11 protein-coding genes and 1 other annotated feature are annotated in these 15,544 nt (G+C 30.6%); of the genes, 3 read left to right on the top strand and 8 right to left on the bottom strand.

Translation table 11 applies throughout. The features are described 5' to 3' along the window. Nucleotides 1-37: 37 nt before the first annotated feature. Nucleotides 38-1,117, bottom strand: a complete 1,080-nt coding sequence (locus tag JOC62_RS04805; RefSeq protein WP_204594093.1) for a M24 family metallopeptidase — start codon at nt 1,115-1,117, stop codon at nt 38-40. A 155-nt stretch (nt 1,118-1,272) separates the two neighbouring features. On the opposite strand from JOC62_RS04805, the gene JOC62_RS04810 reads away from it, so the two are divergent. Beyond that, the gene (locus JOC62_RS04810; RefSeq protein ID WP_204594094.1) at nt 1,273-1,971 is read left to right on the top strand and encodes a metallophosphoesterase family protein; all 699 of its coding nucleotides are present in this window, start codon (nt 1,273-1,275) and stop codon (nt 1,969-1,971) included. A gap of 87 nt (nt 1,972-2,058) precedes the next feature. Here the strand turns inward: JOC62_RS04810 and JOC62_RS04815 are convergent, their stop codons facing one another. Further along, nucleotides 2,059-2,535, bottom strand: a complete 477-nt coding sequence (locus JOC62_RS04815; protein WP_204594095.1) for a cytochrome b5 domain-containing protein — start codon at nt 2,533-2,535, stop codon at nt 2,059-2,061. 100 nt (nt 2,536-2,635) lie between these two features. Beyond that, nucleotides 2,636-2,892: a binding site (T-box leader), on the top strand. A gap of 64 nt (nt 2,893-2,956) precedes the next feature. Between JOC62_RS04815 and asnS the strand changes: the two genes are divergently transcribed. Further along, nucleotides 2,957-4,351 carry an asparagine--tRNA ligase gene (asnS, locus tag JOC62_RS04820; protein WP_204594096.1) on the top strand — a complete coding sequence of 465 codons (1,395 nt, stop codon included), beginning with the start codon at nt 2,957-2,959 and terminating at the stop codon, nt 4,349-4,351. 97 nt (nt 4,352-4,448) lie between these two features. Here asnS and ebgA read toward each other — a convergent pair whose 3' ends face one another. Together ebgA and JOC62_RS04830 are read right to left on the bottom strand one after the other, a co-directional pair. After that, nucleotides 4,449-7,511 (bottom strand): beta-galactosidase subunit alpha, encoded by a 3,063-nt coding sequence (gene ebgA, locus JOC62_RS04825; protein WP_204594097.1) that lies wholly within the window; start codon nt 7,509-7,511, stop codon nt 4,449-4,451. 48 nt (nt 7,512-7,559) lie between these two features. Further along, on the bottom strand, nt 7,560-9,095 hold the full coding sequence (locus tag JOC62_RS04830) for an amino acid permease (protein ID WP_204594098.1): 1,536 nt from the start codon (nt 9,093-9,095) through the stop codon (nt 7,560-7,562). Nucleotides 9,096-9,369: 274 nt separating this feature from the next. Between JOC62_RS04830 and JOC62_RS04835 the strand changes: the two genes are divergently transcribed. Continuing rightward, on the top strand, nt 9,370-10,203 hold the full coding sequence (locus JOC62_RS04835; RefSeq protein WP_204594099.1) for an AraC family transcriptional regulator: 834 nt from the start codon (nt 9,370-9,372) through the stop codon (nt 10,201-10,203). Between the two features lie 127 nt (nt 10,204-10,330). Here the strand turns inward: JOC62_RS04835 and JOC62_RS04840 are convergent, their stop codons facing one another. The 4 genes from JOC62_RS04840 to JOC62_RS04855 all read right to left on the bottom strand — a co-directional run bounded on the left by JOC62_RS04840 (nt 10,331) and on the right by JOC62_RS04855 (nt 15,539). Then, nucleotides 10,331-11,452: a glycerate kinase gene (locus JOC62_RS04840; RefSeq protein WP_204594100.1), complete on the bottom strand. Its 1,122-nt coding sequence runs from the start codon at nt 11,450-11,452 to the stop codon at nt 10,331-10,333. A gap of 30 nt (nt 11,453-11,482) precedes the next feature. Next, on the bottom strand, nt 11,483-12,739 hold the full coding sequence (locus JOC62_RS04845; RefSeq protein WP_204594101.1) for a GntP family permease: 1,257 nt from the start codon (nt 12,737-12,739) through the stop codon (nt 11,483-11,485). A gap of 111 nt (nt 12,740-12,850) precedes the next feature. Continuing rightward, nucleotides 12,851-13,909 carry a CdaR family transcriptional regulator gene (locus JOC62_RS04850; protein ID WP_204594102.1) on the bottom strand — a complete coding sequence of 353 codons (1,059 nt, stop codon included), beginning with the start codon at nt 13,907-13,909 and terminating at the stop codon, nt 12,851-12,853. A 142-nt stretch (nt 13,910-14,051) separates the two neighbouring features. Continuing rightward, on the bottom strand, nt 14,052-15,539 hold the full coding sequence (locus tag JOC62_RS04855) for a leucyl aminopeptidase (RefSeq protein WP_204594103.1): 1,488 nt from the start codon (nt 15,537-15,539) through the stop codon (nt 14,052-14,054). Nucleotides 15,540-15,544: the final 5 nt, after the last annotated feature.

Consider the following 15,544-nt stretch of genomic DNA (forward strand, 5'->3'; position numbering starts at 1 on the left):
ATAGGAGGAATTATTATAAATAACTCCTCCAAAATTTTTATTTTATTACTGTTAATTCTTTAGTTACTTTATTTAATCTTTCACATCCATCTTCAGTAACTAAAACTAAATCTTCTACTCTAACTCCTATGTTACCACTTAAATATATTCCTGGTTCTATTGAGAATATCATTCCTGGCTTAACTTCATTGTGATTTACTCCGCTTACATCACCAAAGTCATGGCAGTCTATTCCTATACAATGTCCTGTTCTATGTGTAAAATATTCTCCATATCCTTGTTCTGTAATATAGCTTCTTGCTGTATTATCTATATCTGAGAATTTAACTCCTGGTTTTATCATAGCAATAGCTCTTTCATTAGCTTCTCTTACTATGTTATATATCTTTTTATGCTCTTCTGATGGCTCTTCCTTAAAGAATACTGTTCTTGTCATATCTGAACAGTAATCATTATAAACTCCCCCCATATCTATTACTATGCTATGTCCTTTTTTAAGTACTGAATCATCAGTGCTATGGTGTGGATCCGCTCCATTTGGTGAAACTGCAATGATAGGTGAGAATGAGAATTTATGAACCCCATTTTCAGCGTATAATTTTTCTAATAATTCTACACATTCTATTTCTGTCATGCCTTCTTTTAAGTTGCTCCATAAATCTTTCATAGTTTTATCATTTCGCTTTGATGATTCTTTCATTATCGCTATTTCTTCTTCATCTTTTATCATTCTTAAATTATCAATTATTGGTGATGCATTTTTATATCCTTTAGCTGCATTTAAATCCATTAATGATAGTAAGAAATGTGATGCCCAAGTTTTATCTATTCCAAGTTCTTTATCCTTATCAACATATTTTGCTAATACTTCTACTGGATTTTCAGTATCTACATACCATACTAAATCTACCCCTAAATCTTCTTCAACAGGGAATAATTTATTTATAACTAACTTATGATCACCATTTGATTTAATAAGTAAAGCTATCATTCTATTTCCTGGGTGGAACCATTTTCCTGTTAAATAGAAAAGTGATGATGGTGATGAAACTATCATCTGTGATAAGTTTTCCTTCTCCATTTCAGTTATAACTTTTTTAATTCTATTTTCTTTCATTCTTCTTCCCTCCGTTTATTAATTTTTTATATTATCTATTATAATATACTATTATGAATAAATTACAAATCATAACAACTTAAGTATTATTTAATAACTATAAATTAATGTAAGTGCTATAATATTATTAACATAATATTTAGGAGGATATACACATGAAAATAGCAGTAATCTCAGATATACACGGAAATCTTTACGCATTAATGAGAGCTTTAGAAGATATAGAAGATCAAAAAGTAGATACTATAATTTGCTTAGGAGATTTAGTAGGATACGGACCTCATCCAAATGAAGTAGTTGCAATGATAAAAAGAAGAAATATCATTTGTTTAAAGGGTAATTACGATGCTTCAGTTGTAGATGAAAATTACACTTTTATAAGAGAAAACAGCATAAACTCCTTCTCTCTACCTTGGGCGGTAGATGAGCTTAGAGCTGTAAATAAATTTTATTTAAATTCACTTCCAACTTCTATCACATTAGAATTTGAAGGAAAGAAAATTTTATTTGTTCACGGAAGTCCAAATAAAATCAATGAATATATGTTAGAAGATGGAGAGAATACTTCTGAGATTATGAAAAACCTAAAAGAAGATGTTTTAGTATGTGCTCATACTCATATACCATCAGTAAAACGTTTTGGAGACAAGCTTTTTATAAATGATGGTAGCATAGGAAAACCTAAAATAGGACGTCCAAATCCAACTTACTGTATATTAGATATTGAAAATAATAGACCTATAAAATCTGAAATACGAGAAATTACTTACGAAGTTAAAAGAATAATAAAAGATATGACAATGCTTAAATTCCCTGAAAGTTTAATAAAGTCTTTTGAGACAGGCGTAGAATAACTAAGCTAACAATTATAATGAGGGCTTATATAAATTATAATATCATATTTATATAAGCCCCTTTGTCAATTGTAAATCACTATTACTCTACTGTCTTAACACTCCAACCTTCCTCAAATTCATAAGTACTTTCCTGTCTCCATTGTGACATTCTTTAAAGTTTTTGCTTGCATCTGTTCCAGGTCTTACTCCAAAATGATTTCCATCTTCAAATCCCATAATACCTGTCACATCATAAACAGTTCCATCTATAGCTATATAAGCTGATGCTCCATTTTGACCATTATATTTTGCTAAATCCATCATAGTAAATTCCCTACCTGCTCTATCAGCGTCATTAGGTTCTTCGTTAATCTCTCTGTAGCCTCTATATCCTCTGAAGCTATTTTCTTCTACTTCAATATCTAATTTTTTTTCTTCCTCTAATATGATATCTAAATCTTCAATTACATTCTTGATATCTTCTAAAATTTCCTCCCTATCTTCTTCTCCTCTGTAAAAAAGTCTGTTTTTTAATTCATTAAGCTCACTATTTTTCTTCATTATAAGCTTCTCAAGTATCATAAAACTTCTCCTATAACATTAATATATAAGTAATATATGCTAAGTAAGTTGCATTTGTTAGAAAAGTATTGTAAAATCAATTTAATATAATATTATTTTTAAAATAACTGTGACGAGAAGAGTAAACTTAGGAAGTAGTCTTAGCGAGTAAGGGATGGTGTAAGCCTTATATGAAGCCTATTTTGAAGAACATCTCCGAGTTTCTAACCGAAAGCATTTATTGTTAGTAGACTTAGACGGAATTTTCTAGACCGTTAACTTCTAGAAGGGCATAATTAAATGTGCCTACATTTTGAGTTGGCTATAAATTTTATAGCAATTTGGGTGGTACCGCGATAGTATCCTTTCGTCCCATAATTTTGGGGATGAGAGGTTTTTTTATTTTATAAAAAAGATTTTTAAAATTACAGGAGGTAATATAATGGATAAAAATACTTTAGTAAAGTCAATTTACAGAAATACTTCAGATTACTTAGATAAAGAAGTGTCTATAACTGGTTGGATAAGAACTTTAAGAGCTTCAAATGCTTTTGGTTTCATAGAAGTTAATGATGGTTCTTTCTTTAAGAATATCCAAATTGTTTTTGATAACAAATTAGATAATTTTAAAGAAATATCAAAACTTCCAATCTGCTCATCATTAAAAGTAGTTGGTACTTTAGTTGAAACTCCAAATGCAAAACAACCATTTGAAATTCAAGCTAAAGAAATAGTAATTGAAGGGATGTCAGATTCAGATTATCCTCTTCAAAAGAAAAGACATACTTTTGAGTACTTAAGAACAATAGCGCACTTAAGACCTAGAAGTAATGCTTTCTCAGCAGTATTTAGAGTAAGATCAGTTGCAGCTTACGCTATTCATAAGTTCTTCCAGGATCAAGGATTTGTTTATACTCATACTCCAATCCTTACTGGAAGTGACTGCGAAGGTGCAGGAGAAATGTTTAGAGTAACAACTCTTGATTTAAATGATGTTGCTAAAACTGAAGAAGGAGCTATTGATTACACTCAAGATTTCTTTGGAAAAGAAACTAACCTTACAGTTTCAGGACAATTAAATGGTGAATCATATGCTTTAGCATTTAGAAACATTTATACATTCGGACCAACATTTAGAGCAGAAAATTCAAATACAGCAAGACACGCAGCAGAGTTCTGGATGGTTGAACCTGAAATATCATTTGCTGATTTAGAAGACAACATGAAGCTTGCAGAAGAAATGCTTACTTACGTAATTAAGTATGTAATGAAAGAATGTCCAGAAGAAATAGAATTCTTCAATAAGTTCATCGATAAAGGATTAGTTGAAAGACTAAACCATGTTGCAAACTCAGACTTTGCTAGAGTTACTTATACAGATGCAGTTGAAATATTAAAAAATTGTGGTAAGAAGTTTGACTACCCAGTTGAATGGGGAATTGACCTTCAAACAGAACATGAAAGATTCTTAACAGAAGAACATTTCAAAAAGCCACTATTTGTAACTGATTATCCAAAGGATATCAAGGCATTCTACATGAGAATGAATGATGATAATAAAACAGTTGCTGCTATGGATCTTTTAGTTCCTGGAATAGGAGAAATCATTGGTGGTAGCCAAAGAGAAGAAAGACTTGACCTATTAAAGCAAAGAATGGCAGAACTTAACTTAAACGAAGAAGATTACTGGTGGTACTTAGAGCTTAGAAAGTACGGAGAAACTAAGCACTCAGGATACGGACTTGGATTCGAAAGATTAATAATGTATATCACTGGTATGTCAAATATCAGAGACGTAATACCATTCCCAAGAACAACTGGTCAATCAGACTTCTAATATATTTAATAGAAAAAGAATGAGTCAATAAGACTCATTCTTTTTTAGTTTATTTAAAAATCTCTTTTTAAAACAAATTACCTCTATTTCTATTTATCTATTTTCTTTCTATTACTTCTCTACCTAATGATACTGCTGAAACTTCTGTATTATTGTATGGTGTTAATTTAAATGATAATTTGAATGACTCAAATTTACATCTATACTTTTCTAATTGGCTTTGTCCACAAGAATTAGTTCCAACACCATTTTGTTTGTAGTCTATATTTAATACTATATAATCTCTTTTCTTAAGATCTATTGTATGCTTAGCATATTCTAAATCTGTATCTTCATAATAAGATGCACTAAAATCAAATTTATTTTCAGTAGCTGCAATTATTCCTAGTCCTTTACCATCAACTAAGCTTGCCCACTTACAATCTGAACGGTTCCCATTCTCTTGTGGTTTAACATAGTTTGTAAACATATCATCTACAGTCTTATTGAATACTCCAAAAATGTTGCACTCTTTAGTATCTGCATAAGATTCTCCTGGACCTCTTCCCTTCCAAGTTACATTGCTACAACCTTTATTAACTTTAAGCTTAACACCTATTCTCGGTAACATATCTGGTGCATTTTCAATCATTCCTGAAGGAACTCCTTCTACATTTACTACTATATCTCCAGTTGGATATACTACATATTCATAGCTTGATTCATAGTACCATGAACTATTTGTTGTTCCATTTACAACTTTTACAGTAACAGTTAATATATTTTCTTTTACATCATAAGATACTTCTTTTACAATTTCGTGCATTAAATGCATAAAGTATTTTTTCTTATAATCTTCAACTACATACATATCATTATCAATTGGAGCTCTCCAGAAGTTTAACTTTGGACCTTCTTCTACTAATTTATATCCATCTTTAATTACATGTACTATATTACCTCTAACTAAGTCGAATTCTACTTCAAAGTCTTCACCTTTAGCTATTAATCTATAGTTATCTTTTTTAACTTCTAAATCGCCTTCTGGTTTTACCTTTACCATCTCTGTATCTATCGGTAACTTAAATTGTGCTGTTGCAAGTTCAATTCCAGCTTTTGACCACATAGTATCTTCCTTTAATACATAAGAGAAGTTTACATAATAGTCAGCACCTTTAATCTTCTTGAAATCTAAAGAGTAGTTAAGTTCTATTTCTTTAGTATCCCTTGCTTCAATTGAAGGAAGCTCTACCTTTTTGCTTTCTATTATCTTATCGTCCTCAACTATTGTATATACTAAATCTAAAGTATTTAAGTTATTAAAATCATATCTATTTATAAGCTTAAATATTCCCTTATTTAAATCTACAGCTTCAGTTTGAACAGGCTCTATTACTTTCTTGTATTCAAGTAATCCTGGTGATGGAGTTCTATCTGGCATTATAAGTCCATCTATACAGAAATTAATGTTACTTGGATCATCACCAAAGTCTCCACCATATCTATAATAAACTTCTCCATCTTCACTAATAGTTTCTATACCATGATCAAACCATTCCCAAACAAATCCACCTTGTAGCTTATCATGTGCATAGAATAAATCTTGGTATTCTTTAAGATTTCCAGGGCCATTACCCATAGCATGACAGTATTCACAAAGTATATGAGGCTTTTTACTCTCTTTAATAACTTTATCCATAATCAATTTTTCCTTATGCTCAAGCCAAGTATACATAGTGCTGTATACATCTGTTATTTCAGCATCAAAATCACCTTCATAATGTACTAATCTAGTCGGATCTATTTCCTTTGTCTTTTCAGTCATAGCCTTAAAGTTACATCCAAATGCTGATTCATTTCCTAAAGACCACATTATTATTGATGGATGGTTTTTTAACATTTCAACCATTCTTTCCATTCTCTTAACGTAAGCTAATTCCCAAGCTGGATCATCAGTTATCCACTTGTAGTTTCCTGTTAATTCAAATCCATGGCATTCTAAATCTGTTTCTGCAATTAAATACATTCCATACTCATCACATAATTCATACAAATAATATTGATTTGGGTAATGAGCTGTTCTTATAGCATTTATATTATTCTCTTTCATTAAAATAATATCTTTTTCAATCTCTTCTCTTGTTACAACTCTTCCTGTCTTAGGATTATAATCATGTCTATTTACACCTTTAAACTTTATAGCAACTCCATTTACAGTGAAAACTTCACCCTTTAATTCTATTTTTCTAAATCCAACTCTTTGAGGTATAACTTCTATTACTTCTCCAGACTTCATAACAGTTATGAATAATGTATATAAATTTGGAGTTTCTGCTGTCCACTTTAATGGAGCCATTACTTCTTTATTAAATGTTATTTTTTCATTGTTTACCTCAACTGACTCCTCAAATACTTTATTATTATCTTTATCTACTAATTTAAAGGAAATCATATCGCATTCTAATGATCTAAGCTTTAAATTTACATTTAGGTTTGCATTATTATAATTTTCATCTAAATCTGTAACTACATATATATCTTCAATACCATCCTTTGGTTCTCCTATAATTTCAACATCTCTAAATATTCCACTTAGCCACCACATATCTTGGTCTTCTAGGTATGTTCCATCTGACCATTGATATACTCTAACAGTACATTGATTCTCTCCAAGTCTTATATGATCTGTTATATCAAATTCAGTTAAAAGTCTAGCTCCCTTGCTATATCCAACTTCTACCCCATTTATCCAAAGATTAAATGCTGAATCTACACCATTAAATCTTAATATTACCCTTTTATCATTCCAACTCTCATCAATATAAAAACTTCTCTTATAAATTCCTGTTGGATTTTCTGTTGGCACATATGGAGGGTTTATAGGGAAGTTGTACCACAGATCTGAATAATGCATCTTTCCATACCCTTGAAGCTGCCAGTTCCCAGGAACGATTATATCATCCCAACTTTCTGTATTAAAGTCATCATCACTAAATCCAGCTGGTGAATATTCCGGTGCATCTAAGAATAAGAATTTCCATGTACCATTTAAATTTTTAAATTTATGACTATACCTATTTTCATTTATTTCTGCCTTTTCCATTGAATCAAAGCTTCTAAAATAACTTCTTGCCTCTAATCTATTAATTCCATCAACATTAATGTTTTCCCAAAGTTTCATAATAATCCTCCCATTTTATCTACTTAATAATTATCTTATATTCTAAAATTATCTATCTTTATCACTACTTTTAGTTGCAGCTACTTCTTGAGCAACTAAATTAGATTTTCTACCTCTTCTTTCCATAGTATTTGAAACATTTATACTCTTTTCATATCTATTCCAACAGAATAATGCTACACCCATAAATATTACTATCCCTAATATGTTATAACCAAGTACAAACATTGGATTTGCAACACCTTCTGCTAATGGTACTCCTTTTAAATAATCAATAATTACTGAAGGTTCCGGAATTGTTGAAATTACAAATGATAATGTGAATAATACAAATATCATTATCCCAATCCCTATACCTACATTCCTACTTCCAAGTCTAAAATCTCTCTTTATATGATCTTTCTTAACTCTGAAAACTACATAAGCAAAAAGTAAGAATAATACTGGTATTAATGATGTTGCTGCTGTCATATTTATTAAAGTTTCTAAGAATGTATCCATAGAACCTATGCCAAGTGCAGGTATTATTAAAAGAATAGTTACTATAATAGCTTGCATATATAATGCATTTACTGGAGTTCCTTGCTTATCTGTTTTTGCAATCCACTTTCCAAGAATTCCTTCTGGAATCTCTGAGAAAAGTATTTTAGCTGGTGCAGCAGTCCATATAACAAGTGATCCTATACTACTTAACAGCATTATTAAACCAACTATATTAGTAATGAAGTTACCTATTCCATAGTACTTACCTAAAATCATGAATGAATCAAATAATCCATTTGAGAAATTCCCACTTAAAGTTGATTCAGGAACTATTAAACCAACAGCTACACAACCTAAGCTATAAATTAATCCTATTGCAGCTGTAGATAATAACATAGTTCTTACAAAAGCTTTTGTTCCACCTTTAACATCTTTGACGTATACCCCAATACTCTCGGCCCCTCCAACTGCTTGAAGTATCCATGCAAGTGTCATGAAGTATGCCCAATTAAATTTTGGAGCTACTGTAGTTGCTGTAAAGTCTTGTGCTGGACTTTCTTCTAATACAAAAGTCACTCCAAAAGCTAAAACTATAAATCCAATACCAATTACTATTCTAGCTATCCCTGATATATTAGTTATTTTCGATATCCAATCTACACCTTTTGTAGATACATATGTTGAAATCCAAAATAGTACTATTGATACAATTGATATAATAACTGTCATATTACTTCCTTGGAATATATTCCTTCCTAAGAATGTGTATGAAGCATATATTAAAGTTTGTGGTAATAATGATGTAAAGAAAAATAAGTTAACAAAGAAATATGCCCAAGATCCTAAGAATGCCCATTTCTCACCTAATGCTGTTTTAATCCAACTATAAACCCCTGATTCTGAATCTTGATTTGCTGATGAAAACTCCCCGATCATAAGTGCAAATGGGAAAAAGTAAAATATTGTTGCAAATACATAAGTCGGTATTGATGCAAGTCCTATATTTATACTATTGTTAATTATGCTGTTGAATGAGAATACAGCCGTAAATGTCATAAGCATTAATGCCTTAGAGCTCATCCTTCTTCTTGAATCCTCCATGTTAATTCCTCCTTATTTATAACCTTTTAATTATTCCATAATCCAAAGTCAATATCCTAACCACTTCGGTAAACCTTTACAAATGATGTAAAAAATAATAGAATCCTGTATATACTATTTTGCATCTATTTGTAAATATATTTACTAGATGGTAAAATTATATTGTATTGAATATTTTTTCTAATTACATTTTATATTCTATCAAAGATTTTTTCGATTACATTTTGTTGTATTAATTTTCACTTTTGTTGCATCTTTTAAGGAGGTTTTCATCATGGGAGATTTTGTTGGATTATTTAAGACTAACAACAGACCTAGCAAAGAACTATTTATTTACGAGTGTGGTTATGAAGATTGTAAAGCCACAAAGCCCTTTGAATATGTACCTATAGATTACTATCTAATTCACTATATTGTAGAAGGTGAAGGCATAGCAACTATAGATGGAATAGAATATCACTTAAAAAAAGGTGATGGCTTTTTAATTCCACCTCAAGTTAAAAATAAATACTTTCCTTGTGAAGATAATCCCTGGAAATATAAATGGATAGGATTTAATGGTACTGAATGCAAGTCATTGCTTAAATTATGTGGTTTTTCAAATGATAACTATGTTTTTAATTATCAGAAAGACAAATCCATTAATTCTTATTTTGATAAAATATTTGAATATTGTAATACTGGTGATCCATTTCTTGCTATAGGTTATCTTTATTTATTTTTAGGGACTCTTATAAGCGAATATGATAATAAGACAAGTAATTATAACGTTAGTAATTCAGCTACCTACGTTACTGAGGCATTAGATTTCATTCACAAAAATTATGATAAAGAAATATCTGTTGCAGATATAGCTGCTGAAGTAAATATCGATAGAAGTCACTTATTTAAACTTTTCAAATCAAATATGACAATGAGCCCACAGCAATATCTTATAAATTATAGGTTAAATAAAGCTTGTGAACTTTTAAGAAAGAGCACTTCTTCTATAAATGAAATAGCATACTTAACTGGATTTAGTAGTCCATCATATTTTTCACGTATATTTACAAAGTATAATGGATTATCACCTATTAATTATAGAAATAAATTTATAAAAAATAAATAAAATACACCAGATTTTTATACAAGCTTTATTAAGCTATATACAAAAATCTGGTGCTTATATTTTATCCACAATATTAAATTCTATTGGCTATTTATCCACATATTTGTGTATAACTTCTATGGATATCTTATAAAAGTCTTATAACATTCTCAACTGTTTTCTCTAAATTTTTAGTTCCATCTTTTAGTGCTTCATCTAATGTTATAACTCCAGGCGTAATAGAAAATATAGCATTAATTCCTATTTCATAAAGATTTTCGGATCCTTCTAAAATTCTTCCTCCAAAAGCAATTGACTTTACACCTTTAGCTTTTGCAACTACAGAAACTCCCATTGGCGTCTTTCCATAAATAGTTTGATCATCAATACTACCCTCACCTGTAAGTAATAAGTCTGCACCTTCTAATTTTTCTTCTAATCTAGTATGCTCTATTACAATATCAATTCCTCTTTTGAGCTTTCCATCCAAAAATGCTAGAAGTGCAGCTCCAAGGCCTCCAGCCGCTCCAGCTCCTTCTACATCCTTTATATCTTTGCCTAAATATTCTTTAATTTTTTCTGCATAATGCTCTAGATTTTTATCAAGTTCTAAGACCATCTCTTCTGTTGCGCCTTTTTGTGGTCCAAAAATATGAGATGCTCCAAATTTTCCACAAAGTGGATTAGTTACATCACAAGCAACTTCTATATCTATATCCTTTAATCTTTTATCTAATTCTGATATATCTATTTTAGAAAGTTTTCCGAGCTCTCCTCCTCCGAAAGAAAGTTCATTACCATCCTTATCAAGTAATCTTCCGCCTAATGCTTGAACCATACCTGCTCCACCATCATTAGTAGCACTTCCTCCAATTCCAATAACAATTCTTTCAGCACCTAAATCTAATGCTCTTTTTATTATCTGCCCAGTACCATATGTTGTTGAAATCATAGGATTTCTTTTATCTCTATCTACAAGTGCAATTCCACTTGCTTCTGCCATTTCAATTACTGCAGTTTTTGAGTTTCCAAGCATTCCAAATTTAGCTTCCACATCATTTCCTAAAGGCCCTTTTACCATGACTTTTGAAATTGATCCATTTGTCGCCCAAACTAAAGCTTCAACTGTTCCTTCTCCTCCATCTGCCATAGGTACCTTAATACATTCTGCATCTTTTATTACTTTTTTTATTCCTCGCTCCATCGCATCACACGCTTCCTTTGAAGTCATGCTCTCTTTGAAAGAATCTGGTGCTAATACAAATTTCATGGTAACTTTTCTCCTTCCTTTAACTATATCTTAAAGTATGAATCCAAATATTATTGTTGATACAATTGTCATTGTCAACCCAACTAATGATTCATATGGTATAAGTTTTAATCTTTCTTTCATATCCATTGATACACTTCCTCCAGTTGCATGGAAGAAACTACCGTGTGGCAAATGATCTAATACTGTTGCTCCAACATGAATCATTGCAGCTGTTGCAAGTGGTGTTACTCCAAGTCCAACAATCGTAGGTCCAAATACTGATGTTGCAACTGCTGTACCTGATGTTGTTGAAGCTGTTGCAGCTGACATTAATATACCTGATATAGGTGCTAATGCAAAACTTGGTAATCCTAGTGCATTAACTCCTTGTATTATTACATCTTTAAGTCCTGAATTTGCTATTATTCCAGCTAATGTCCCAGTTCCTATTAAAAGAACTGCAACGCCTGTCATCTTTGCTAATCCAAATGTGGCATATCTATTTAAATATCTTATTTTACCCATTGCTAATATCCCACATATTCCTCCAACTGGAAGTGCTATTAATGGATCAATAGCTATTCCTGCTATTGGTCTTAACATTAAAAGTACTATTGCAACTATAGGTCCTAGAATAGCTGCAAAGAAACTAGGCATATTCTCTACTTCTTTTAATTTATCATCTTCATTTACGAAGGTTCCTTTTTGTTTTAATCTTTTTGAAATAATACATGTTATTATAATTCCGAAAATAGCTGGTATAATACCTGCAAGCATTACTGAAGTTAATGGAACTCCAAGATTATCTGCTGCTGCAATAGTATTTGGATTTGGTGACATTATGTTTCCTGCTTTTCCTCCACCAACCATTGCTATTAATATTGCTGTTTTACTTAATTTTGATTTTTGCGCTATAGCAAGTGCTATAGGTGAAACAGTTATTACTGCTACATCTACAAATATCCCAACCATTGTAAGTACTGTTGTGGCAATTGTTAATGCCATAAGTGCTCTTGATTCCCCTATTTTTTCAACAATAGTTTCTGCTATTTTAGCTGCGGCCCCTGATTCTATAAGCACACCAGCTAAAACTCCAGCTGTTAATATTCTAAGTATCGCAGGAATCATTCCCTTAGCGCCATCCATCATTAATGATACTGTTCCTGTAAGTCCTGCACCTCCAACTAATCCTCCAACAATTGCTCCAAGAATTAATCCATAAGCTGGGTGAACTTTTTTTACAATTAATACAATAGCTACTATCAATGCAACTACTGCTCCAAATGCTGTAACTGTAACATTCATCACTATCTCTCCTTTCATCTTATGTTATCATATCAATTGTAAAGGTTTTAGTAATCAATTTCATTATTACTTAAAACAAACTTCGTTAAATATTTTTGTTCAAATGCACAATTAATTCTTAAGTTTATAACTTATATAACTTGATAAAAATTGAAATAAGTCAATATAATTTTCAAAATTTAACTCTGTCGCTTCCTCTATCTTATTTAATCTATAATTTAATGTATTTCTGTGTATGTGAAGTTTATCTGCCACTTTATTTTTTTCTCCATTCATATCAAAGTAAGCAATAAATGTTTCAAATAATTCTTCTCCTTCATTTTTAATTTTATACATTACTTCTTTATTCTCATCTTGAAAGAAAAAGTCATCCATATAATAAAAAAGTTTTATTTTGCTATAAAAATTTACTCTATCTTTTTCATATATTTTTTGTCCAATATTTAGTGCCTCAATACTTTCTATCAAAGAGTTTTGTAATATTTTATGGGGATTTCCAACCCCAATTGATATCTTATATTTGCTTAAGCTCTTATCGATCCTACTTACCTTTTCATTAAACTTATCATCAACTACAGCAATTATTGCAAATCTATTATTTGATATATTTATAAAATACTCATTGCTGTTTATAATTTTATCTAGCTTTGTTTTTATTGCACTTTCATTTTCCCTTTGGTAATTTAAAATTATAACAGCTCTCCTTTTACTTAAATCTATACCTAATGATTTTCCCCTTTGTATAAAATCATTATCATATTCCTTATTTGAATACAATAATTCATATATATACTCTTCTTCCAATTGCTTCCTTATAAGATATTGATTTAATGTATATTCTTGATTTATTAAAAGTTCTGCTGTAACAGATACAAGTTTTGAAAACTGTCTAACCTCTTCTGGATCTCCAGTTATTCCTATAACACCTATTACCTTACCTCTAAAAAATATAGGAGTGTTAACACCAGGTTTAACGCCTCCTACTTCTTTATCTATTTCAGTAATACATTTTTTCTCTAATGTCTCAACTGCGCCTTTATGAATATCACCAATTCTATTATTATCTCCACTTCCAATAATAATGCCATTTTCATTCATTATATTAACGTTATACGGAATGACTTCCATCATCTTTTTTGAAATATTTTGAGCCAATTCTTTGCTAAGCATATAGACTCCTCCTAATAATAAGTTTATTAACTTAACATATTTTATAATATTATTTTCTTTAATACATTTTATCATACACCTATATCTTCTTACATAAAAAAAAGCAGCTAAAAAGCTACTTTTTAATAGAGGAAAATATTTATTATAGGTTTTCTCTTCCTTTTGCTAATTCATATATTGAATTAACAGGTACTCCAGTTCCACCTTTTAATTTATAATGCTTTGCTGAATCTGTCCAAGCAGTTCCTGCAATATCTAAATGTAAGAATGATACTCCATCATCTACAAATTCTTCTATAAATAATCCAGCAGTTATTGTACCTGCATTTCTTCCACCTATATTTTTAATATCAGCTATATCAGATTTTATTAATTCTCTATATTCAGGAAATGTTGGTAACTTCCATACTTTCTCTCCTGTATATTCTGATACATCTTCTAACTCTTTATATAATTCTTCATCATTAGTTATAACAGCTGTTGTTGTCTCTCCAAGTGCAACAAGAGCGGCCCCTGTAAGTGTAGCCATCTCAATAACTTCATTTACCTTTTCTTTTCTTATTATATAAGTTACTGCATCTGCTAAAGTTAATCTACCTTCAGCATCTGTATTTAAAACTTCAATTGTCTTACCTGCCATACTTCCTATAATATCACCTGGCTTATAGGCATTTCCTGATATCATATTTTCACAAGCTGCAACCACGGCTATTACATTCATTCTTAAATTTCTTTTTGCGATAGTCGCCATGGCACCTATAACAGCTGCTGCACCACCCATATCTGATTTCATTGTATCCATGCTTGCAGTTGGCTTGATTGAGTATCCACCTGAATCATAAGTTAATCCCTTACCAACAAGTCCTAGAACATCTTTTTTATTGTGTTTATCTCCAAAGTATCTCATAACTATAAGCTTTGGTTCTTTACTTGATCCCTTCGCAACTGACATAAATGCTTCCATACCAAGCTCTTCAATTTTTTCTCTTCCAAAGATGTCAACTTCAAATCCAAACTTATTACCTAATATTTTAGCTTCATCAGCTAAGACTTCTGGATACATTTCATTTGCAGGTTCATTAACTAAGTTTCTAGCTATAGTTACTCCTTCTGCTATATCTTTTCCTTCAATTATATATTCCTCAACTTCTTCTATCATTGAATCATTTAATTTAGCGCATGAAATTGAAACAAATACATCTTTTTGTTCCTCTTTCTTATCGCTCTTATACTTATCAAATTCATAATCTGAAAGCATTAAAGATATTGTCATAGCTTTAGCCATTTCTTTTAAATCTAAATTCTCAGTTTCTATCATTCTTACAATAATATCATCATTTTTTAGTTCCTTCATCTTTTTATAAGCTTTTGATAAATTAACTTTTATCTTTTCTAAATTTATATCTTCTTCTTTCCCAAGACCTAATAGAACTATATCCTCTATATTACCTTCAACCTCTTGAGTGAAAGTATAAACTTCTCCTTCTTTTCCGCTAAACTTGCCACTCTTTTCTAAATGCTTTATCATCTTATTTATTTCAGGAGTTTTTAATTCTAAATTATCCTCAAATAAAGAAATGATTACACCTTGAACTTCTGTCCATTTTTTTGTCTTTGCACTTACGTCCATATAAT

This window comes from Clostridium sardiniense, assembly GCF_016907995.1.
GTDB lineage: Bacteria > Bacillota > Clostridia > Clostridiales > Clostridiaceae > Clostridium > Clostridium sardiniense.